The organism is Methylomonas rivi (genome assembly GCF_024505165.1).
GTDB lineage: Bacteria > Pseudomonadota > Gammaproteobacteria > Methylococcales > Methylomonadaceae > Methylomonas > Methylomonas rivi.
Map to the genome: position 1 here is coordinate 1 of NZ_JANIBK010000029.1, position 22264 is coordinate 22264.

20 protein-coding genes are annotated in these 22264 nt (G+C 54.5%); 9 read left to right on the forward strand and 11 right to left on the reverse strand.

Annotated features, from left to right (window positions below; genetic code table 11):
- The 4 genes from NP596_RS07755 to NP596_RS07770 all read left to right on the forward strand — a co-directional run.
- The coding region (locus NP596_RS07755; RefSeq protein ID WP_256614732.1) for a hypothetical protein at positions 1-493 on the forward strand (493 nt) is incomplete at its 5' end.
- Positions 494-497: 4 nt separating this feature from the next.
- Positions 498-1595: a DUF2817 domain-containing protein gene (locus NP596_RS07760; protein WP_256614733.1), complete on the forward strand. Its 1098-nt coding sequence runs from the start codon at positions 498-500 to the stop codon at positions 1593-1595.
- Complete coding sequence (locus tag NP596_RS07765; RefSeq protein ID WP_256614734.1) at positions 1592-2692, forward strand: GNAT family N-acetyltransferase/peptidase C39 family protein; 1101 nt, start codon at positions 1592-1594, stop codon at positions 2690-2692. The genes NP596_RS07760 and NP596_RS07765 overlap by 4 nt, the downstream gene beginning before the upstream one ends.
- A 419-nt stretch (positions 2693-3111) precedes the next feature.
- Positions 3112-4314 (forward strand): cation:proton antiporter, encoded by a 1203-nt coding sequence (locus NP596_RS07770; RefSeq protein ID WP_256614735.1) that lies wholly within the window; start codon positions 3112-3114, stop codon positions 4312-4314.
- Between the two features lie 4 nt (positions 4315-4318).
- Here NP596_RS07770 and NP596_RS07775 read toward each other — a convergent pair whose 3' ends face one another.
- The 4 genes from NP596_RS07775 to NP596_RS07790 form a co-directional block, all read right to left on the reverse strand.
- Positions 4319-5179, reverse strand: a complete 861-nt coding sequence (locus NP596_RS07775; protein WP_256614736.1) for a transglutaminase family protein — start codon at positions 5177-5179, stop codon at positions 4319-4321.
- Positions 5180-5185: 6 nt separating this feature from the next.
- Positions 5186-5959 (reverse strand): transglutaminase-like domain-containing protein, encoded by a 774-nt coding sequence (locus tag NP596_RS07780; protein WP_256614737.1) that lies wholly within the window; start codon positions 5957-5959, stop codon positions 5186-5188.
- A 258-nt stretch (positions 5960-6217) separates the two neighbouring features.
- On the reverse strand, positions 6218-8608 hold the full coding sequence (gene ppsA, locus NP596_RS07785; RefSeq protein ID WP_256614738.1) for a phosphoenolpyruvate synthase: 2391 nt from the start codon (positions 8606-8608) through the stop codon (positions 6218-6220).
- A gap of 217 nt (positions 8609-8825) precedes the next feature.
- The gene (locus NP596_RS07790; RefSeq protein ID WP_371927921.1) at positions 8826-8996 is read right to left on the reverse strand and encodes a phage integrase N-terminal SAM-like domain-containing protein; all 171 of its coding nucleotides are present in this window, start codon (positions 8994-8996) and stop codon (positions 8826-8828) included.
- Positions 8997-9239: 243 nt separating this feature from the next.
- On the opposite strand from NP596_RS07790, the gene NP596_RS07795 reads away from it, so the two are divergent.
- Both NP596_RS07795 and NP596_RS07800 read left to right on the forward strand, forming a co-directional pair.
- Positions 9240-9653 (forward strand): DUF2513 domain-containing protein, encoded by a 414-nt coding sequence (locus tag NP596_RS07795; protein WP_256614739.1) that lies wholly within the window; start codon positions 9240-9242, stop codon positions 9651-9653.
- 97 nt (positions 9654-9750) lie between these two features.
- Complete coding sequence (locus NP596_RS07800; RefSeq protein WP_256614740.1) at positions 9751-10176, forward strand: hypothetical protein; 426 nt, start codon at positions 9751-9753, stop codon at positions 10174-10176.
- Between the two features lie 620 nt (positions 10177-10796).
- Here NP596_RS07800 and recN read toward each other — a convergent pair.
- The 3 genes from recN to NP596_RS07815 form a co-directional block, all read right to left on the reverse strand.
- Positions 10797-12470: a DNA repair protein RecN gene (gene recN, locus NP596_RS07805; protein WP_256614741.1), complete on the reverse strand. Its 1674-nt coding sequence runs from the start codon at positions 12468-12470 to the stop codon at positions 10797-10799.
- Positions 12471-12478: 8 nt separating this feature from the next.
- Positions 12479-13354 carry an NAD(+) kinase gene (locus tag NP596_RS07810; protein ID WP_256614742.1) on the reverse strand — a complete coding sequence of 292 codons (876 nt, stop codon included), beginning with the start codon at positions 13352-13354 and terminating at the stop codon, positions 12479-12481.
- Positions 13355-13433: 79 nt separating this feature from the next.
- Positions 13434-15131: a glycoside hydrolase family 17 protein gene (locus NP596_RS07815; protein ID WP_256614743.1), complete on the reverse strand. Its 1698-nt coding sequence runs from the start codon at positions 15129-15131 to the stop codon at positions 13434-13436.
- Between NP596_RS07815 and NP596_RS07820 the strand changes: the two genes are divergently transcribed.
- On the forward strand, positions 15121-15399 hold the full coding sequence (locus tag NP596_RS07820; RefSeq protein ID WP_256614744.1) for a hypothetical protein: 279 nt from the start codon (positions 15121-15123) through the stop codon (positions 15397-15399). The two genes, NP596_RS07815 and NP596_RS07820, sit on opposite strands and share 11 nt — an antisense overlap.
- On the opposite strand, the gene NP596_RS07825 is transcribed toward NP596_RS07820, so the two are convergent.
- Positions 15384-16148 carry an ATP-binding protein gene (locus NP596_RS07825; protein ID WP_256614745.1) on the reverse strand — a complete coding sequence of 255 codons (765 nt, stop codon included), beginning with the start codon at positions 16146-16148 and terminating at the stop codon, positions 15384-15386. The two genes, NP596_RS07820 and NP596_RS07825, sit on opposite strands and share 16 nt — an antisense overlap.
- A gap of 475 nt (positions 16149-16623) precedes the next feature.
- Between NP596_RS07825 and NP596_RS07830 the strand changes: the two genes are divergently transcribed.
- Positions 16624-17445 (forward strand): MlaA family lipoprotein, encoded by an 822-nt coding sequence (locus NP596_RS07830; RefSeq protein ID WP_371927918.1) that lies wholly within the window; start codon positions 16624-16626, stop codon positions 17443-17445.
- 741 nt (positions 17446-18186) lie between these two features.
- Here the strand turns inward: NP596_RS07830 and NP596_RS07835 are convergent.
- Positions 18187-18330, reverse strand: coding sequence for a hypothetical protein (locus tag NP596_RS07835; protein WP_256614747.1), 144 nt, complete (start codon positions 18328-18330; stop codon positions 18187-18189).
- A gap of 478 nt (positions 18331-18808) precedes the next feature.
- Here NP596_RS07835 and NP596_RS07840 point away from each other — a divergent pair, with 478 nt between their 5' ends.
- Positions 18809-19885: a lytic transglycosylase domain-containing protein gene (locus NP596_RS07840; RefSeq protein ID WP_256614748.1), complete on the forward strand. Its 1077-nt coding sequence runs from the start codon at positions 18809-18811 to the stop codon at positions 19883-19885.
- 45 nt (positions 19886-19930) lie between these two features.
- Here the strand turns inward: NP596_RS07840 and NP596_RS07845 are convergent, their stop codons facing one another.
- Positions 19931-20659, reverse strand: a complete 729-nt coding sequence (locus NP596_RS07845; protein WP_256614749.1) for a response regulator transcription factor — start codon at positions 20657-20659, stop codon at positions 19931-19933.
- Complete coding sequence (locus tag NP596_RS07850) at positions 20652-22262, reverse strand: sensor histidine kinase (protein WP_256614751.1); 1611 nt, start codon at positions 22260-22262, stop codon at positions 20652-20654. The genes NP596_RS07845 and NP596_RS07850 overlap by 8 nt, the downstream gene beginning before the upstream one ends.
- Between the last annotated feature and the right edge of the window lie 2 nt (positions 22263-22264).

The window sequence follows — 22264 nt, forward strand, 5'->3', positions numbered from 1 at the left end:
CAAAACCTCGCAAATATTAAACGCCTTTGAATTTCACGGCGGGGTTTTCTCCCGTTCAAATCCTTCGGAGCGCAGGATACAAGCGGCACCGGGTCGCCTGCTGACTCGTGCCATCCGGGCACTCGCACTTCGTGCGCCGTTGACGTCCAAATCTGCTCCCGGCAGATTTGTCTTTGGATACTTTCTTTTCGATTGCATGGATGCAGGAGGTAGAGCAACGCCGGGAGCAGTTGCCGAGGCGACGCACAAATTCGCCGGGAGCGAATTTGAACAGCCGATAGGCTGGCCCGCGGGGAGAAAACCAGGGATGGTTTTCGTAGCGAAAGTATCGCGGCCGTCGGTCCGAGAACCGACATCAAAATCAAGCCGTCGCGCCAGCGACACTAATAAGAACCGGAGGTTGGCGGCCTTGCCTGCTAGACGGATGAATGTCAAAAATCGGGAACAAGGAGTACCATTGAAACCTGATGTTAACCTGGAAACTTCCGCCTAAACCTATGACTGTCCGTTTCGCCTTCACCGCTATCGATACCGAGGTTTTCCCGCCCGATTATGCCAGCGCGCGCCAAAGATGGCTGCGGCAATTGGCTACGCTGCCTTATCCGCCGGAAGTTCGCACTTATCCCTGTGCCGGTGCCGGGCCCGACGGCGAAACCTTGCAGACCGATAGCGTCTGGATAGGCGAACAACAGGCCGCCAATGTTGTGGTTGTCATCGCCGGCACCCACGGCGTGGAAGGCTTTGCCGGCAGCGCCGCGCAAATCGATCTGTTGCGTCTGTTGACGGAGTTCGATTTGGTCATTCCCGAGCGGACCGCCTTGTTGCTGGTCCATGCTTTGACGCCCTGGGGATACGCTTGGTCGCGGCGTTGCGATCAGGATGGGGTGGATTTGAATCGCAATGCAGTGGATTTTTCCAGGCCCTTGCCGGAAACGCCGGAATATCGGTTGCTGCGGCCGGCGATATTCATGGCCGACCCGCAAGCCAGACGCGCCGCCCTGCAAGCATTCGGCGACGCCCATGGCCGGCCGGCATTGGAAAAAGCCGTCAGCGGCGGTCAATATCTGGATCCCACGGGGCCGTTTTACGGCGGTACCCAGCCGGCCCACGGCCGCTTGGTTTGCGAGGATTTGATTCAACAATACGGTCTGGCCGAGCGCCGTTTGGCCGTGGTCGATTTACACACCGGCCTAGGAGCCTATGGGTATGGCGAAATCATCTGCGACCATGCCCCCGACAGTGCCGGGGCGGCGCTGGCCCGGCAATGGTATGGCGATTCGGTAACCTTGCCATGGGCGGGTACCTCCAGCTCGGTGCCCAAACTGGGCTTGCTGGATTATTTGTGGCACGCCGCGATGGACGGCAGCGGTTGCTATGTTACGCTGGAGTTCGGTACCTACAGCACCGACCAGCTGTTCGACGTGCTGTTGCGGGATCATCAACTATGGGCGCAAACCGGCAATGAGGCGGAACGCATCGCCCACGGCAAACTGATGCGCCGGCATTTTAATCCGGCCGATCCGGCTTGGCGGGAAATGGTCTTGTTCCGCGCCCGCCAGGTCGTCGTGCAGGCGTTGCGGGGAGTATCGGCTTGAGTATCGGGATACGCGCCGCGCAAATGGCCGATTTGGAGGCATTGGTAGCGCTGGAAACAACCAGCTTCGATACCGATCGCCTGAGCCGCCGCAGCTTTCGGCACTGGCTGACGACGCCGCACCGGGCCTTGTTGGTGGCGGAAAGCGGGGCGGGTGTATGCGGCTATATTCTGATCATTTATTACCCCGGCACCCGCCTGGCGCGAGTCTATTCGTTGGCGGTGCTGCCGCAACTGCGGGGGCAGGGGATAGCCAAGGCGCTAATGCTGGCCGGCGAACAAGCCGCGCGCGAGGATGGCCGGTTGTATTTGCGGCTGGAAGTCAGTGTCGATAATGCCCCGGCCATCGGGCTGTATCGGACGCTGGGGTTTCAGAAGTTCGGTTTTTACCGCGATTATTACGAAGACCATAAAGACGCCCTGCGCTACCAGAAGCGTATCCGCCGCTATCGGGATACCCCCCAACACAGGCAAGTACATTGGCTGCGGCAAACCACGCCGTTCACTTGCGGGCCGACGGCCTTGATGATGGCCATGCATGCGTTGGATAAAAATTATCTGCCGTCGCGGGAAGAGGAAATTAATTTATGGCGGGAAGCCACCACTATTTTCATGACCTCCGGCCACGGCGGCTGCCACCCGACCGGATTGGCGCTGGCGGCCAAGCGGCGCGGCTTTTCGGTAGAGGTCTGGATCAATCAGGCCGGCCCGCTGTTCATCGATAGTGTACGCAACGAAGACAAGAAACAAGTGATCGAACTGGTGGACAGCTGCTTCAAGCGCGACGCCGGTCAGCAGGGGTTGACCGTCAATTACGCCAACATCACCCAAAACGATTTGATCGCCGCCTTCGAGGCTGGCGCCATCCCGTTGATCTTGATCAGTACCTTCGCGATGGACGGCAAAAAAGCTCCGCATTGGGTGGTGATGAGCGGCTTCGACAACGACTGCCTGTACATGCACGATCCGGATCCGGAAGAAGGCAGGCAAAGCGAGCTGGATTGCCAGTTTATTCCGGTCGCCAGGGAGGATTTCGAACGCATGTCCTGCTTCGGTAAAAACCGCTTACGGACGGCGGTGATTGTGCGGCTGGGGTGAGGCTTAAATTTTTTGCGGGCGTGAATTCGGCGAAGTGTGTCGAGCAACGTTTTCCAGCGCTTCCCGGTCAGGCATGGTTGGCAGTCACGGTTAAGGGTTGGCCATATTCAAGTTTTCATCGCTTGGTCAAAATAGGTATTTATCCGTTAAATTGGGCGGGGTTGGACTTGGGATTGTTGCCGGTTTCGCCACGCTTTCGCCGCGAACCGATCCAGCCGCCGAAACCTATTTTCGGCATGCGCCGACAAACAAAATCGGCCGATTTTGCGCCCCGAAACCGCTGGAATAAGGTTTGACAGTGGGACGGCACTCCCCCTAGACTGGCCAAGACGATTATTAACCGATGGTGTGTAAGCTATCACGGCCGCACGCCATCAGGCCCGGTCCCATAAGCCACAATAACGAATACGGAGACTGCCGTGGAAAATCTTCATAGCGAACTTTTTTTTATCGCCCTTGCGGCAGCGCTGGCTCCGTTGCTCATCCAGATACCCACCCGCCTCCGCATGCCTCTGCTGGTAGCGGAAATTTTATTAGGCATGCTGATCGGCCCGCATATTTTGAATCTGGCACCGACTGACGGTCTGGTGGCCTTGCTGGGCGAATTAGGCCTGACATTTCTGTTATTTATGGTGGGCCTGGAAATCGATCTTGAGCAAATGCAGGGCAAGCCATTAACGCTATCCATCAGCGGTTGGCTGATGTCTTTTGCCATCGCCATCGTTTTCATGAATATATTTCATGGCATCGGCCTGATTCAAGCACCCCCGGTACTGGCCGCGGTTGCCGTATCGACAACGGCGCTAGGTATCGTGGCCCCCATATTGAAGCAAGCCGGCACCCTCAACACCGACTTCGGCAAGTTATTGTTGTCCGCCGCCGCGATGGGCGAATTCGGTCCTTTGATGGTTATCACATTTTTACTGATCCCCACCCACAGTACGGTCTGGCACACTTTATTAATGCTGGTTTTTGTCGGCATTACCTTTTTAGTTGCCGATATGGCGATACGGGTACGCACCTCGGAATGGATGGATTTGATTGCCCAAGCCATGAAACAGGGCGGCCAGTTTCCGGTACGTATCTGCATCGCGGTACAGGCATTGTTGGTGGCACTGGCCTATCAATTCGGCATTAATGTGGTGATTGGCGCTTTTGCCGCCGGCTTGGTGGTCAACCTGACCACCCGCAACGAAGGCGGTGCTATTTTGCGCTATAAACTCGATGCGATCGGTTACGGCTTTTTGATTCCGTTTTTCTTCATTCTGGCCGGCATGCGATTCGACATCAGTGCCTTATGGGCCGATCCCTTGGTGCCGGTGCAAATTATCGCTTTATTGGGTTTGCTGTTATTAGTGCGCGGCGCACCGGTACTGCTTTACAAAAACCTGTTGAAACCATCGGACAGACTGCCGTTTGCCCTGTATTCCGCCACCGGCCTCCCCTTAATCATGATTATTTCCGAAGTTGGCGTCTCTTCCGGCCTGTTACCGCCCGACCGCGCGGCTGTTTTAGTAAGTGCCGGCATGATCTCGGTATTGCTATTTCCTATTCTGGCGCACAAGTTCATCGAAGACGCTAAATGGGCCGAGCAAACCAATGCAAGCGACATGGGCGACTAGCCCGTCAGCCCAACAAATTCACCTGCACATTGACCAGCATGACCGGCAAGGTAGGGCCGGGGCCGATGAAGCTGCCGGATACCGGCGGGATGGATTCCGGATTGCGCGCCACGGCGACGGCAATGTGGCGGTTGCCGGTGATTTCGCCCACGGTGGGATCGAAACCCTGCCAGCCCTTGCCGGGCAGATAGACCTCGGCCCAGGCATGCGTCGAGGCATTGCCGGCCTCGGTGGCCGGCGCGTGCAGGTAACCGCTGACAAACCGGCTGGCCAAGCCTAGGCAGCGGCAGGCCTCCATGAACAGCGTGGCGTAATCCCGGCAGGATCCGCTGCCCATGCGTAGAGTCTGCGCCGGCGATTGCACGCCGGCTTCTTCGCGCATTTGATACCGAAACCGGCCGTGGATGGCCTGATTCAATTTTTCCTGCAAACACAGGGTTTCCATGCTGCGCGCATGTAGGCCTATCTCCCGCAGCCAAGCCATGACCGCCGGTTGGTCGCTCAGAAACAAAGGTTGCTGATAGGCGGCCAGATCGATACGCTCGGACTCTTTATACACAAAGGGATAATTCAAGGCATATTCTTCGACGGAAAAATTCAACGGCGATGGCTCGTAATGCTGAATCACCACTTCGCTGGCAATGCTGAGCCTGTTGGCCGGCTGCTGGAAATTCACCACCGCCACGGAATTATCGAATACATCCCGATACCACTTGATGCTGTAGGCGGGACTGATAGTCAGCTTCGACGACTCGATACGCACGTCATGGCCTTCCCGCGGCCGCAATAATAATTGGTGCTGGTAGAGGGTGACGGCGTTTAAAAACCGGTACTCCGTCACATGCTGGATACGCAGACGCTGCATATCGCCTTACTCCGGCGGCCCGCTCAATTCTTCGACGGCCACCGCCATATGGATCGGCGACAAGGCCGGGCCGAATTGGGTAAAGATCGCCACGTCGGCGGCGTCATGCCCATATGCCACAATGACTCGGCCGCCGCGCGGTTCCGGCTGGGTGGGATCGAAGCTATACCAGCGGCCGCCGACATAAGCCTCGAACCAGGCGTGAAAATCCATCGGCTGCAAACCATGTAAATAACCCACCGCCATGCGGGCCGGTATGCACAAGGCCCGGCACAAGGCGATGCCCAAATGCGCCAGGTCGCGGCACACCCCTTCCCGGGCCTGGTTGACCTCCACCGCCGACATCTGAAAATACGGCGAATCCGGATTGAAGCGCACATTCCGGCGTATCCATTGATTGATTGTCGCGACTTGGTCGTAGCCCGGCGCCACGTTATCGACCAGCTCCCGCGCCAGATCGATGAAGCGATCGGACTCGCAATAACGGGTCGGCAACAGATACGTCAATACCGCGTTCGGCAGATTTTGCACTTCCTCAAAGGGCGCGCCCGGACAAACCTCGATATGCTCATTGGTATGAATATCGGCACTGGTACGGATGGCAAACAAACCCGGCTCGGCAATCAGCCGCTGGCAAAGATTGCCGTAATCGTCGGTAAATTCGAACACCGGCACATTGGGCTTAATCATATACGACTCGCGCGCCACCCATTGATTGGCGCCGTTACGCGGCCGCAACATCAAGATAAACGGGGTGGAGACACTGACTTCAAAGCTCATTTCACAGCTGGTACGCAGCCACATCACTATAATTTCGTCCTTTTCAAGGCATACAACGGATGCTGGCGGAAATTAAACGGCCACCGGTTTATCGATACTGCAAAAAAAATCGAAATCCGATCACGGCTTTGGCTTAATGCCGGCCAACGGGATAGCTCGTTAGAGAAGCTGTATTGTAAAGGCGTAATGGTAAGGGAATGCGGCGGCCCTTGCCGAGAAATCTTCATTCCCGGCCAGTGCCGAATCGCCGGCAAGGCCTCAACGCCCCAAGCGTTGTTCCAAATCCAAAATTGCTTGGGTGGTTTTCAATACGGTATCGGGGTTCAGGCTCATGGAATCGATACCGATTTCCACCAAATACTCCGCCATTTCCGGATAATCCGACGGTGCCTGGCCGCACAGGCCGGAATGTTTACCGTTACGCCGGCAACCTTCCACCGCCAGGCGGATCATTTCCTTGACGCCGGGATCGCGTTCGTCGAAATCGTTGGCGACCATTTCGGAATCCCTATCCACGCCCAACGTCAATTGGGTAAGATCGTTGGAGCCGATCGAGAAACCGTCGAACAATTCGGCGAAGGCGTCGATCTGAATAACGTTGTTCGGAATCTCGCACATCACGTAGATTTCCAGCCCATCCTGTCCGCGTTGTAAGCCGCATGCGGCCATATAAGCCAATACCTTTTGCGCTTCCTCGATCCGGCGGCAGAAGGGAATCATCAATACCATATTCTTTAATCCCATCCGCTCCCTGACCCGCAGCATTGCCGCGCATTCCAGGGCAAAGCCCTCGGCATAGGCCGGATGCACGTAACGCGAGGCGCCGCGAAAACCGATCATCGGATTCGCCTCGTCGCGCTCGAACCAACGGCCGCCCAACAGCGTGGCGTATTCGTTGGTCTTGAAATCCGACATCCTTACCACCACCGGCTTGGGATAAAACGCCGCCGCGATGGTACCGACGCCCTCCGCCAGACGCTGAATGAAAAACTCTTCCGGCCTGTCGTAGCCCTCGGTCAATTCCCGTAATTTCAGCAATTCGCCGGCATCGGCCACTTTTTCCGGATGGATCAAAGCCATGGGGTGGGCCTTGATATATTCGGTGATGATGAATTCCATCCGGGCCAGCCCGACGCCGTCGTTGGGCAAAAAGCTGTGCTTGAAGGCCAGCTCCGGGTTACCCAGATTCAGCATGATTTTGGTTTTGGGGCGCGCCATATTCGCCAAATCGGTATGTTGAACGGCAAAATCCAATGGCCCGGCGTAAACCTTGCCCATATCGCCTTCGGCGCAAGACACCGTCACCTGGCTACCGCTGGATATGGCGGTGGTGGCATTGTCGCAACCGATCACCGCCGGCACGCCCAGTTCGCGGGCGATGATGGCGGCGTGGCAGGTGCGGCCGCCGCGGTTGGTGACGATGGCGGCGGCGGTCTTCATCACCGGCTCCCAGTCCGGCGTGGTCATATCCGCCACCAGCACTTCGCCGGGTTTGAAAGTATGCAGTTTGGCGACATTGTCGATCACCCGCGCCGTGCCCACCGCAATCTTGCTGCCCACGGCATGGCCTTTAACGATGACCTCGCCCGACTGGTTAAGCCGATATTGCTCCAGCACATGGCCGCTACGCTGCGAAGCCACCGTTTCCGGCCGGGCCTGCACAATATACAAGTTGCCGTCCAGTCCATCCTTGGCCCATTCCATATCCATGGGCCGGCCGTAATGCTTTTCGATTTTTAACGCATAATCGGCCAGGGTCAGTACATCGTCGTCGTCTATGCAAAAGCGGCCGCGCTCTTCCGGCGCGGTGGCGATATTACGGATCGGCTCGCGGGTGCGGCCGTCGCTGTAGACCATTTTGATTTTTTTCGCCCCCAAAGTGCGGCGCAACACGCAGCGGAAACCTTGCTCGAAAGTAGGCTTATGCACGTAAAACTCGTCCGGGTCGACCGCGCCCTGCACCACGTTTTCGCCCAAGCCGTATGCGCCGGTAATGAATACCGCATCGTTAAAACCGGACTCGGTATCCAGCGAAAACATCACCCCGCTGGCCGCTAAATCCGAGCGCACCATTTTCATCACCCCGATCGACAGGCCGATTTTGAAATGATCGAAACCCTGATCCAGCCTGTAATGAATGGCGCGGTCGGTGAATAGACTGGCGAAGCAGCGTTTGCAGGCATCCAGCAAAGCGTGTCCGCCGCGGATATTCAGATAAGTGTCCTGCTGGCCGGCGAAGCTGGCGGTCGGCAAGTCCTCGGCGGTAGCCGAGCTGCGCACCGCCACGGTCAAATCCTCGCCGTATTGCTGTTGCAATTGCGCAAAGGCAGCCAGAATCTGCTGCTGCAAATCGCCGGGTAACGGCGCCGCATACACCAGATCGCGGGCCAGTTGGGCGCGCCTGGTCAGGTCGGTGACATCGGCATCATCCACCGCATCCAGGAATTCATGCAGCCTGTCCCAGGCCCCGGCCCGGTCCAGCATGTAACGATAAGCCTCCGCGGTAATCGCAAACCCGTTCGGTACAATCACGCCTTGTCCGGCCAGTTCCCGGTACATCTCGCCCAAGGAGGCATTTTTACCGCCGACCAAAGGGATGTCGTTGATGGTGAGTTCGTTAAACCAGCGGATATAGTGGGATGAAGGCATGCGGCGCTCCTTGGCTAGTTATTATGCGGCAATTTAGCATAAGCATACGCCAGAGGATGGGCAAGTAATGATTTATGAAAACCGGCCAAAAAATTTCAACGCCATACTAAAACGAAACGTGTTAATGGAGTTCGCCCGATAACCGATAGGCCGTTTAGCCAAGCATGTTTCGTCCTGCTGAGTCTGGATCCGGGATTGACAAGAAACGGTCCGCACCTTAGCGTTTTGCAGCCTGGGTTTTTGCGCCGTCAATGCGCTGGACGGCTAAATGCGTAAGAAATTGCATCATCTCACTAGCGCCCATATCGTGCGGATGACGCTTGTCAGAATGCAGAATATAGCGTTTAATCCAGTCCGTATAAGCCTGTTCGGTACGAATACTGTAAATGTTTCAAGCGAATTTTAGCCCGCACTTGATCCAGCCGTTTTGGCGGATTTTCGGGTGGGTTATTTGCCGGATTTTGCATTTTTATTAGGAAAGGCTAAATCTTCATAAGCTACTGAAATTATGAATGCTTTAAATTTAAAAAATGAATTAGGCAACTGTTTGACGCAATGTTTTGCGTCATTTAGGATGTCTAATTATAGCTGGGCAATGTCCGTTTAATCTCACATACAACAAGTACATACAATGAAGCGAGACTGGGATTTGATACGTAAGCAACTTGCTGATGTTGAGGAGGAAAAGGAGCTTTTTTCTGGGATTCCTCCAGAGCCAGACTTGACGGACCAAGGATGGGATACTTATGAATCGCAGCTAAAAGAACATCGGGCTATTGAGAGCCGCATTTTTGGGCACTATGAGTTGCTGGTTAATAATGGATACATAGATGGCTTGCAAGTTTCAAGGTCAGCAGATGGATTATTCAGTTATGGTCTTCATAACCCGCGACTTACCATGTCTGGTCACGATCTTCTCGACACCATGAGGTCAACCACAATCTGGGGAAAAATTAAAGCGACAGCAAAATCGAAAGGTATTGAATTGACCTTTGATGCAATTAAGGCATTAGGGGCGCTCGCATTGAAGAGCGCATTAGAGTGATAACTAAACCGTAATGCCCAACCCGACATTCGAGTGGGACTGCGCAAAAGCGCGCAGCCCCTCAATTCCACGTTATGCAACATAGGAAAACTTAGATATGAAGGATTGGGTTCCAATTCTGTCACTACTTGTTGCGCTAATTTCGGTGTTTTTTGGCCCCTTAATTTCTGCAAGAACGGCCAAACGGGCAATGCTCGGACCAATGCGGCAAAAATGGATCAATGACTTGCGTGGGCTTCTTTCAGAAATATCTGGGTCATGTCTTCATTATTGGCAGACTGGCTACGAGGACAGGACTGAAGAAGAGTACAAAAGAATTACGGATCTCACACATCAAGTAATATTCCATCTGAACCCAAATGAAGATGAACACAATAAGCTTATTGATGTGATTCGTCGCTTGGAAGGTTCGTTATCAAAAGGCAAAGAAGCTGACGATGAGTTTTTTGAAGCCTATAACAAGTTACTTGACCAAGGTCGAAAGGTTTTAAAAACTGAGTGGGAGGTTGTTAAAAATGCATAACACTGCACTCCAGCCAACCGTTTTCCGCTACGCCCCAAGCGTCGGCTGAGCTTTTCGTTAAGTAATCACGTAAGGCTGTAAGGCGGAACGCATAGCGGTTCCGCCGTATGGAGGCATTTTGATTGGCGGATCGCCTAACGGCATCCGCCCTTGTATGATGAATTTTAACAACCGATAGCCCAGAAAAACCGATTAAGCTGTCATCGTTCATTGGGAGGCCGTTCCGCCCTGAGGACTGGAAATCAACCAGAGCCTGTTCCGTAGATTGGCCCCCGCCCTATTCACCCATACCGTGGAGTATCCGAGGCTTAGAGCCTGCATACACAAGGAAGGTAGGTGCATGTGCAGGGTCGGGAACCGGTGAATAGTGTACTTAACCTTTAACTGAATTAAAAAACGATTATGACGAACCTCCCAATCAATGCCGTCGCTGAATCTAGCCACCGCCTGTTTGCCGGCGTGGATGTCGGAGCAGGGCCGTAGGTCCGAATAGCGAAGCGTAATCGGACGAATGTTGGATTCGTTCCTCCGAATACGCTTCGCTATTCGGAGCTACCGTCTAAGTTTGTACCGATCAGGCCAATCAAATTGGCTAACCCGGAAACGAACTGATTGATCTGCTAACCTTTCCCAACCTGCAACATCTCTCTGGCATGCGCCAAGGTGTTTTCGGTGATGGTCACTCCGCCCAGCATGCGGGCGACTTCGGTGACGCGCTCTTCGTCGCTCAAGCGCCTTACCGTGGAGGAGGTGACCGCCGCCTTCTGGTTTTTCGCCACGAACAAATGCTGATGCGCTTGCGACGCCACTTGCGGTAAATGGGTGACGCACAATACCTGGCGGTTTTGGCTCAGGCGGCGCAGTTTTTGACCGACGATTTCGGCAATGCCGCCGCCGATGCCGGAGTCGACTTCGTCGAAGATCATGGTGGGGGTGGTTTTGTCGGTGCTGGTGGTGACTTGTATCGCCAGGCTGATGCGCGACAGTTCGCCGCCGGAGGCGACCTTGGCCAGCGGTTTGGCCGGCAGGCCGGGATTGGTGCTGACCAAAAATTCGATGGCGTCCAGGCCGTTGCGTTGCGGTTCGGCGTTTGGATCGGTGCTAATGTTGACCAGAAACTCGCCGTGCGGCATGCCCAGTTCCTTGACGGTGTCGGATATGCGTTGTTGCAATTCGGCCGCCGCCGTTTGACGGGAGGCGGACAGTTCGGCGGCCAGTTGCCGGTATTGTTTCAACCGGTTTTCGCAATCCAACGTCAGGCTTTCGATGCGTTCGCTGCCGTGGCTGATGTTATCCAGTTCTGTTGCCAATTGCGCGGCCAGTCGCGGCAGTTCTTCCGGGGTGGTTTTGTGTTTGCGGCTGAGATTTTGCACGATGCCGATCTGGTTTTCCAGCCAGACCAATTGTTGCGGGTCGGCTTCCTGATTGTCCAGAAAGCGGCGCAATTGTTGAGACGCTTCGCCGACTTGTATCTCGGCGTCGTTGAGCAGTTCGACGATGGCATGCAATTCGCCGGCATATTCGCTTAATTCGCCGATGGCGTGGTTGCAATGTCCCAGCATTTGCGCCACCGATTGCTGATCGTTGTCGTATAAAATGTCCAGTTGCTGTTGGCCGACGCCGAGTATCTTGCCCAGATTGGCCAGCTTATTGTGCTCCTCGGCCAAGGCTTGGTAATCGAAATTGTCCAGATCCAGTTGCTGCAATTCCTCCAGTTGATAGCGCAACAGTTCTTCGCGTTCCGCCTGATCGCTGCCGGCTCTCAGCAGTTGCTGCAGGGTTTTGTGGCTGTGTTTCCAGTTCTGGTAGCAGTCATTGACGGCGTCCAACAAGGCCTGGTTTTGGGCGAAAGCGTCCAGCAGCAGGCGTTGTTCGTCTTTATCCAACAGAGTTAGGTGCGCATGCTGGCCGTGAATTTCCACCAACTGCCGGCTCAAGGCCTGCAGGGTTTGCAGATTGACCGGCCGGTTGTTGATGTAAGCCTTGGAACGGCCGTCCTCGCTGATGGTGCGGCGCACCAGACAGTGGCCGTCGGCGTCCAGTTCCTGCTGTTCCAGCCACTGTTTCACCAGCGGGGCTTTGCTTAAGTCGAATTCCAGATTGACTTCGGCGCGTTTGCTGTTGGGCCGTACATAGCCGGAATCGGCGCGGTCGCCCAGCGCCAAGCCCAGCGCGGTCAGTAAAATCGATTTGCCGGCCCCGGTTTCGCCGGTCAGCACCGACATGCCGGGTTCCAGATCTAAGTCCAGGGCGTCGACGACCGCCAGATCGATAATATTCAGATTTAACAGCATAAGTCAGGCTAGCCGCGGCTCCAGTTGAGTTTGCTTCTGAGGATGTTGAAAAAATCGTGGTCTTCCGGGTGCAAAATTTTAATCGCTTTATCGGCCTTTTTGATGACGATTTTGTCGCCGATCAGCACGTCGGGTATTTCCAGGTGGTCGCAGGTGACCAGGGCGTTGATTTGTTTGGCATCGCTAAAGCCGATTTCGATGCTGACGTTATCGTCTATCACCAGCGGCCGGTTGGACAAGGTATGCGGGTTTAACGGCACCAATACCAAGGCGTTGAGGCCCGGATGCAGAATCGGTCCGCCCGCCGACAGCGAATAGGCGGTGGAGCCGGTCGGGGTGGCGACGATCAAGCCGTCGGAGCGCTGGGTATTCAGATAGACGCCGTCGATGCTGGTGACGATTTCTATCATGCTCGGCGTCACCCAGCGATGCACCACCACTTCGTTGACGGCGGTTTGCCGGTGTATTTCCGCGCCGTCCCGGTAAATGGAGGCATGCAGCAGGCAGCGTTGTTCGGTTTTGTGTTGCCCGGACAGAATCTGTTCCAGCCGGCTGGTGAGTTGTTCCGGCGAAATATCCACCAGAAACCCCAACCGGCCCAGATTGACGCCCAGCAAGGGTATTTCGAAATCGGCGGCGGCGCGGGCGGCGGCCAGAAAAGTGCCGTCGCCGCCGACCGCGATGATCAGGTCGCAATATTCCGGCAAGCGGTCGATATGCAGGCCTTTGACGTCGGCATTTTTCAGTAGCTCCACGCTCTGGCTGTCCAGTAAAACTTCATGCCCGCGGCCATGCAGAAAATGGTATAGCTCCGTTAGGGTAGGGGCGATGCCGGGATCGCCGAATTTACCGACGATGCCGATGCGCTGAAAAGGTATGGGCATGGGTTGCAAGGGGTTGAAAAAACTGTGCCGGATTATACAAACAAACCCGGGCCGGCGTAGGGCTATCGTATCGGCATGCTTATGCGGTTTGCGCGTTATCGATACGGCGAGGCCGGAGCGGCAGGCTCAGAATCAGGATGCATGCCAGCCAGCCCAGCAATTGCCGGTTTTGCAGGGTGTAGCCCAAGGCGACCGGCAAGCCCTCGATAAAGTCCGGGTGGGCCTGGATGAAATCGTATGCCGACATGAAGGAGTAGGTTTCGCCTATGATGATAGCCAGCGCACCGAAGCTTAATAAATAGGCCAACAGTTGTTGCCGGGGATGCGGTGCCGAACAGCCGGTGAGTTGGGCGAAGCGGATGAATTGCCAGCGGCCTAGTTGTAAGCCGTAACAGAGGATAAAGCCGAGCACGCCCAAGGCCGGGATGCCGAATTGTTCGGTCGGGAAACTCAGATAGCGGCCGTCCCACGCCAGCCAATAGGTTTTGTAAACGGCTAGTAGAACAAAAAACAGATAAGCGTTTTTCAGGCGATTAGCCATGGCCTCGGTGGCTGGCCGGTTGACGAACAGGCCGTAAAAACGTTGCAGCAACAAACCGGCCAGGCCGGCGTTGGCGGCCACTATCGACACGGTATAGGCTTGCTGCCAAAGGCTGTAGCTGGTATGCCAATTTAGATCGGCCATGCCTACCAGACTGATACAGAACAGCTGCGCCAGGGTTAATAAAACCAGCGTCCGCGCAAGCGGCAGCGCTTGCAGCCGGCGGAAGGTGGCTGCCGCCAGGATGAGAAACAGGCCGCTGGCCCAGGCAAATTGCCGTAACCAATCCGGGTTTTCCATGACCGGGCCGGTAAGCGGAAACACCGGCTCGCGATCGATATTCAGCAAGCCCCAGTTGGCGCCGACTACGCCTTCGCTGTTACTTTTCCAGGGCTGGTTAAAGGCTTCGACAATGTTGTAATCGAAGCCTTGTCGGTTGGCGACCTGAATCAGTTCGCGGATGAAACGGGCCGCGTTTACCACGCCGGGTACGGCCGCGCCGCGTTGGCGGCCGATGGCCGGCCAGCCGGATTCGCCGATCAAAATCGGTTTATCCACCCCCATCTCGCGGGCTTTGTCGGTAATTTGCCGGACGATTTTTTCCACATGGGCGGCGGCATGTTCGATGGCGACCGGTTCGTCTTCCCAATACGGCAGGATATGGATGGTGATGAAATCCACTTCTTTGAACAGTTGAGGGTATTGCATATAGCTGGACCAGACGTCGGCGAAGGTAACCGGCTGTTTGACGGCCTGTTTGACCTGGCGGATGTAGCCGATCAGCGCGTCGATATCCATATCCTTGCGTAGCAGCACTTCATTGCCGACGATGACCCGTTTCACCACATCGGGGTTTTGGTTGGCGGCAGCTATCAAGGCCTGGATTTCGATTTTATTTTCCGCATGGCCGTCGCCCAGCCAGGCGCCCATCATCATGTCCACGCCGTATCTACGGGCAAATTCCGGTGTCGGCTGCATGCCGCCACGTACCGAGTAAGTGCGGATGCTGTAGGTTTTATCGGCCACGGCGCGGATATCCTGTTCCACATGTTCCGGCAGGGGGAACGTTTGCGTGATGGGGCTAAAACCGTCGTGATAGGGGGCGAAGGACAAGCTGCGCAATTTACCGGCCGGCACGTCGGGGCCGGCATCTTGCGGTTGATTGCATAGCCAGGCGATGGCGCCGTGCATAAGCATGATGAAAATCAGGCTGCTAAGAACTTTGATGGATGGCATAAACACAAATGGCGCGGGTTTGATGGCAAAAGCCGGCGATTATACCGGCTTTGCTCACGGCTTAAGTTTGGCAAACCGTAACGCGGCGCCAGTTGTTTTCAGATTTTTCAATATTTCAGCCACACTTAAAATTTCGTCACGCTGGCATGGCGGCGGGCATCCAGTGCCATGGAGGCTAAAATTCGAGCTATCTTCTTCGGCAATCCCTGCCGAAAAGACGTTTTATGTGAATTGGCTTGAGCAATTTTATAATCAGGCGTTGTTTTGAGCGTAGGCGTTAAAAAACTGCCGGGCGGTGCGGCCGTTTTTGGCGGCGTTTTGGTGAGCGAAATCCAGTGCCGCTTTATGCAATACGGCGCGGTCGCCGGTAAAATCGGCAAAATAGCTGTCGACGATGTCCAGATAGGTGGGAGTGGGTTGCGGATAAAACGCCAGCCGTAGGCCGAAGCGGTCCGACAGCGAAATTTTTTCTTCTATGGTGTCGGAGTAATGTACTTCGCCATCGATTAACCGGGTGTCCAGATTGTCGCGCATGTGCTCGGGCAGCAAATGGCGGCGATTGGAGGTGGCGTAAAACAGCACGTTGTCGGGCGGCAGTTCGATGGAGCCTTCCAGCACGCTTTTCAGAGGTTTGTACAGGGTGTCGCCGTTATCGAAGGACAAATCGTCGCAGTAAATAATGAAGCGTTGCGGCAGTTCGCGAATCTCATCGACTATTTCAGGCAAATACAGCAGATCCTGTTTATCCACTTCGATGATGCGCAAGCCCCGGTCCCGATAGGCATTCAACAAGGCTTTCACCAGCGACGATTTGCCGGTACCCCGGGCGCCCCATAGCAGGGCGTTGTTGGCCGGTAGCCCGCTTATAAAGCGTTCCGTATTGGCAAGCAGTTGCTGTTTCTGCAAATCTATGCCCAAAAGCTGTTCCAGGCGTATGGGGTCGGTTTGCTTCACGGGGCGTAGAAAAGCCTGGCGCTGGCGCCAGATGGCGGCATAAGTGGTGTTCCAGTCGATCATGAGTATGGGTAAACAGGGGAAAATTGAAAGGGAAGATATTCAGGCGAGTTTATAACAGAGTATTACCGATACTGACATAAGATAAGCGTCTATGCTTTCCCGACGAACAGCCGATCAGGTTTGTGCGTAAGCTTTTAAATCAAGCGATTTTCCTTTACCCGGCTGACAAAGCGGCATGAAAAGGGGTAAAGTGCTATTCTTTAAGTATCGAATCGAAACTATGTTGCGTGTTTCGCCGTCATGTTTTCGCGCATAATTTTAACTACTCAAAACACTTAATCAGCAGGAGTTGTAAGGAATGTTTAGCCGAATTTGTCCAGACAAAGGCCTATCCCTATCAGGTCGGATGTTTTTAGTCGCTGGCGCGTTGACGATAGCCGGATGTGCGAGCACCGGGAATCATGCGGAAACTTCGACGGAAAATACCGCTGCCACGACGAGTCAGGCCGACCCATTTGAGGGCTTCAACCGGTCCATGTACGGTTTTAACCGAGGGCTGGATAAATATTTCCTCAAACCTGTCTCCGACGGTTACAAATGGGTTACGCCCGACTTCATGGAAACCGGGGTGAGTAATTTTTTCAATAACCTGAAGGGCATTAATGTGGTGTTGAATGATCTACTGCAAGGCAAATTTCAACAAGGCGCGGCAGATGCCGGTCGGTTTTTTACCAATACCACTATCGGGGTCGGCGGCTTGATCGATGTGGCTAGCGAGTTCGGCTTGGAAAACAATATCGAGGATTTCGGACAAACGCTGGCGGTTTGGGGGGTAGATGAAGGGGCTTATCTGGTGCTGCCCATCATCGGCCCCACAACGCTACGCGACGGCGGCGGTTTGATCTTGGACAAGGCCGCGAACCCCGGCACTTATGTTCCGGGCACGGGTGTTCTCGAGGGGATCAGCGATCGCGCCAATGCCGAAAGCGCCTTGAATTTCATTAATGAAGCGGCATTGGATCCTTATGTGTTTACGCGGGAGTCTTTCATGCAATACCGTCGCCACTTGGTCAATGACGGCAATACCGACAGCGGCCAATATGAATGGGATGCTGATGTCGCCATGGAAGAGACGGTCGATCCCATGGCCGATAAAGCCGCGGCCGGTGACGGCATGGGCAAGGGAAGCAGCCTTGAGCTTCAGTCGGCGGCGGATGCCAAGGCGGGGCGTTCGGAGGCATTTGACGACATGCTTAAATCCTATGAGCAAGCCTCGCTGAAAATGGATCGGTTAACTCAAAAAAAATCAATCGAAAACCGGGCCGGTCCAACTCGATCCGACCACTCAATTCGGTAATGTATAGTTATCGCACTTCAACTTTCGTTTTTTCGATTCCCTTACCCCTGCCCTCTCCCGGAGGGCGAGGGAGCAGATGCGGATGTGCCGAATCACACGAATATTCATTCTCTTTGAAAAAGTACCCATAGGCATAAAGGGGTTGGGCGGATTTTTTATATATCCCGCCTTGATCCCTCTTTTGCAAAGGGGGCTGTCGTAAAAGCCAGAATGTAGGTTAGCGTAGCGTAACCCAACAAAATCAAAACGTTGGACTTTATTGCATTCAGCCCGACCTACCTTTTACGACAACCTCCAAAGGGGGGAAGTTATTTGCAGCGAAACCCTTAGCATGTTCTCGCCATGGAACAGTCTTGGGCAGGGGGTGTTGCAGCGGGTTGCCGGATAAAGCGGAATCGCGCGAAAATAACTTGTATCGATTCGATATTTGTATACAATCATCTCAAATCCGTCGGACTATTTTTACCCCCCCCCCCAAGGGAACATTTCTTGGCGGATTTTTGGTGATGGCGATTTCAATAATCGCCATCTCAATTCAGTCGACACATCCAATTGCTTGTTTCAGACAGCTTCTAAAGCTAAACCTTCGGGGATCGGCATGATTAAAGAATATTTTGATTGGGTTATTGTTGCGTCGCTTGTGTTGTCCATTGCCATGTACGAAGGGCTGTAGCTGGGTATAGAACACAGCGTCGAGCATTTATTTCATAGATCCCGGCATGGCAGTCAAATAGGCACAATTTATATTCTGATGCCGATAGCCGTTTCGTTGATGTTGGCTATATCGGTTGCTGCCGCGTCTTTGCCGACAATTTCGACACTTCGCCCGGCAAGTCTGGGAGCGCCGAAAAACCGAATGCCGGATTTATTGCTTGTCGTTGCCATTAATCAATAAATTGAAATTAATTTCCACGGCGGGTGTTTTTTTCCGGCCTCTTACTTTGTGATGTAAATGTTGTGGTCATGCGGATTCGACAAGCGTAATCGCTCCCATTCTCCAATATCGGTATGAAAACTCGGCGGGGGAGAGGGCCGGGCATGCCGTTCGAACATCAATTAAGCCGGACAAGGCTAATCCGAAGGGGGATATAACTCGGGTAGGGGGGGCCGGCATAAACCGCTGACCATTCGCGAATGGAAAAAATAGCGGCATGTTCCTGGAATAAATTCGTTTAATCATGAGGATAGGCATGGAAAAGGCTTGTTGATTCGGAGGTTAGGGTTAAAATAAGCATAATAATTACAAGAACAAATGTGATGGTCTTCACATTTGTTCTTAGCTGAATGATTAAATGAGCGCTATTCTTCTACCTATATGTGATTTCGAATCACCTCATGCCGCAGAATCCACCACGACAAGACCATGAATCGACTGTTTTTAAAAGTATCGTTATTGCCCGTTCTGTTCATCTTGCTGAATGGCTGCGGCAGCAATCAGGCAAACTATAGGCGCGATAAGCCCGTTAGCTACAAATCCGGCCTGCCGCAATCGCAACCGTACCGCGCCGATAGCAATAATGCTCCGGCGAGTTATTCCGGGATTTTCCCCAAACCGGCGGCTTTGGAGCCCGCGGTGGATTTTTGGCGTAAAACCTACGCGGTTTGGCAACGCTCGGAAGTGGCTTATCATGACGACCGCTTTTTGGATGTGGTGTACGAGGTCATGCCCTTGCCTGGCTACGTGGCGGAAGGCTTGACGGCCGAACAAAAGCTGGCGATGAACAGTCGGCGCGATTTCTGGAAATCCCGCTTGGCCGAGTTGGACAGCAAGTTGCGTTATAACGCAGCCTTGAACGCCAATGACCGGCAGTTGATCGCCAAATTGGAAAGTAGCGGTCGGCCCTTGAACAGCATTTTACCCGGCGCCGGCGACAGAGTCAGAGCGCAACGCGGAACCCGCGAACGTTTCAAGCGCGGTCTGGAAATCAGCGGCAAGTATAATTTGCAATTTAGAAAAATCTTTCGCGATGCCGGTTTGCCGGAAGAATTAGCCTATTTGCCGCATGTGGAATCTTCATTTCAACCGGCGGCGCGTTCTTCGGCCGGGGCTGTCGGTATGTGGCAATTTACCAAGGCGGCGGCGCAAACCTTCATGCCGGACAAGAACAGGGTGGATCAGCGTCTGGATCCGTTTGCTTCCGCCAACGGCGCCGCCAATTACTTGAGTTACGCCTACAGAAAATTGGGCGATTGGCCGGCCGCCTTGACCTCTTACAATCACGGCATAGGCGGTATGAAGCGGGCCCAGGACAGAATGGGGCGGGATTTCGCGCGGATAGTGGAACAGTATGACGGCCCGGCTTTCGGGTTCGCGTCCCGGAATTATTACGCGCAATTTTTAGCGGCGCGGGAAATCGCCAGTAATCCGGAACCTTACTTCCGCGAAGGTATTCTTTACGAAACGCCTATCCACCCCGGACAGTATCTGGCGGCGGAATAAGCAAAACCCGGCAATTTCAGGCTATGAATTTGCCGGGTCGGCTTTTTAGGTCGCATCCATTTTGTAGCCGTAACCGCGTACCGTTTTCAGCAGTTTCAGCTCGAACTCGTCATCGATCTTGCGCCGCAGCTGGCGGATATACACATCCACCACGTTGGTCAACGGGTCGGCGCTATAGCCCCACACCTGCTCCAAAATCCGCGTGCGGCTCAACACCTTGCCCGGCATGCGCATAAAGCATTCCAGCAAGGCGAATTCCTTGGGCGTCAGTTCGATGATGCTGTCGCCGCGTTTGACTTCGTGGGTGTCCACATTCAATAACAGGTCGGCCATTTGCAGCTCTTTGGAATCCAGCTTGATTTCGCCGCTGCGTCGGCGCATCAACACTTCAATCCGCGCCAATAATTCTTCAAAGGCAAACGGCTTGGTCATATAGTCGTCGGCGCCCGAGCGCAGGCCGGTGACTTTATCCTGCACGGTGTCGCGGGCGGTCAGCATCAGGATCGGAGTGTCGACGCTGTGCTTACGCAGCCGTTCGCACACTTCTCGGCCGTTGATGTCGGGCAGGCCCAAATCCAGAATAATCGCCTGAAATTGGCTGTCGCAACCTATGGCGATGGCATCCTGGCCGCAACGGGCCACTTCCACGGCGTAGCCTTCGGCCTTCAGGCCGCGCTCGACAAAATCGGCGATACGTTTATCGTCCTCGACCAGCAGAATGCGCAGGAAACCGAAGTCGCCGTTATGGTTGGATTTAAGGGGAAGCTCACTCATGGGAATCCTGGTCCTCGCCTGTGGAAATTAGCGGCAATTTTACGGTAAAGGTTGTGCCGGCGTTAACGCTGCTATCGACACCGATTTGGCCGCCATGGGCTTGTAAAATGGATTTCGCCAACGGCAGGCCCAGGCCGGAACCGTCATCGTGCAGATGGCGGGCATTTTCGCTGCGAAAGTTGCGCTCGAAAATACGTTCCAGATCCTGGGCGGGAATGCCGATGCCCTGGTCGGTCAGACTGATGTAAACATGCGTCTCGTCCAGCCATGCATTAATTATGATCCGTCCGCCGGGTTTTGAATAGCGGCAGGCATTATCGCCTAAAATAAATAACACCTGCCGCAGCCGCTGTTTGTCGCCGAACAACCAAATCGGTTGTTCGGGCGCGGTATAGGACAAGCGGATAGCGCTTTCTTCCGCCATTACCTTAAAGTCTTCCACGCTACTGCTCAGCAATTCGGATAGATCCAATTCGTCCCATTCGAATTGCAGGTTGGCGGTTTCGGAACGGGCCAGGAACAGCAAGTCATTGACATACTTACCCAATTGCATGGATAAGTCCAGGATACGATGCAATGTGTCCTTGTATTCTTCCGGGTCGCGTTCCTGGCCGCGCAAGGTTACTTCGGCCTCGCCCCTGATGACCGTGATGGGCGTGCGCAGTTCGTGGCTGATGTCGGCCAGAAATTCGCGCCGCTCGGCGTCCATGCGTTTTAAGGCCTGGTTTAATTGTTGCAGTTCGTAAGTCCGTTCGGCCACCCGGTTTTCCAGTTCCTCCCGGCCCTGGCGCAGTTTTTCCTGTTGCAGGCCCAACTCGATCGCCATTTTGTTGAAGTGGCTGGCAAGATAGGCAAATTCGTCCCTGCTGTCCAAAATGATACGGTAGTTCAAATTGCCCGAGGCGATTTCATTGGTGCCTTGCATCAAGGCTTCAATCGGTTTTTTAACGCGGCCGAGTAGAAATACCCCGGCGGTCAGGCTGAAAACGGCGGCGATCAATGCCGCCGAAACGGTTACCCAGCGCGATTGGGCGACCAGGTTTTCCAGCTCTTGTTTGGCCTCGGCGGCCTGGTTACGCTCGGCATGGATGGCGGCATCGATCAGCGGTTGAAACTTGATGTCGATTTCTTCGTCCGAAAATTTGGTCAAGGCCTGCAAGGCCTCGTTGCGTTTGCCTCGTTCGCGCAAACGCTCCACTTCGTTGAAGCGGTATTCGCTGGCGTCCAGAAATGCGGTGAGATTGGCTACCCGTTCCAGTTCGGCGGCCTTGTTCCGGTTTTGGGCGGGTTTGCCTTCGATCGGCGGGGATTCTTTTACCGCTTGCTCCCGTAGTGCCTGCATGGCTTCCAACAGACGTTGCTTGGAGGTTGCCAGGTCGGTTTCGGCTTGGCTGCCGCCGGTGATCAGCCTGTCCATTTGTTGCTTGAAATACCGGTAAGCTTCCTGAGACAAATGTTCGTAACGGTCGAAGGCTTCGAAAGCGGTTTGACTGCGTTGAAAATGGCGCGCCACCTGATCGGAGCCCCAATACATGATGCCGCCCAACAGCAATACGAAACCGAAGGAAACGGCAATCACCAATGCTAGGCGGAAACGGAACATGC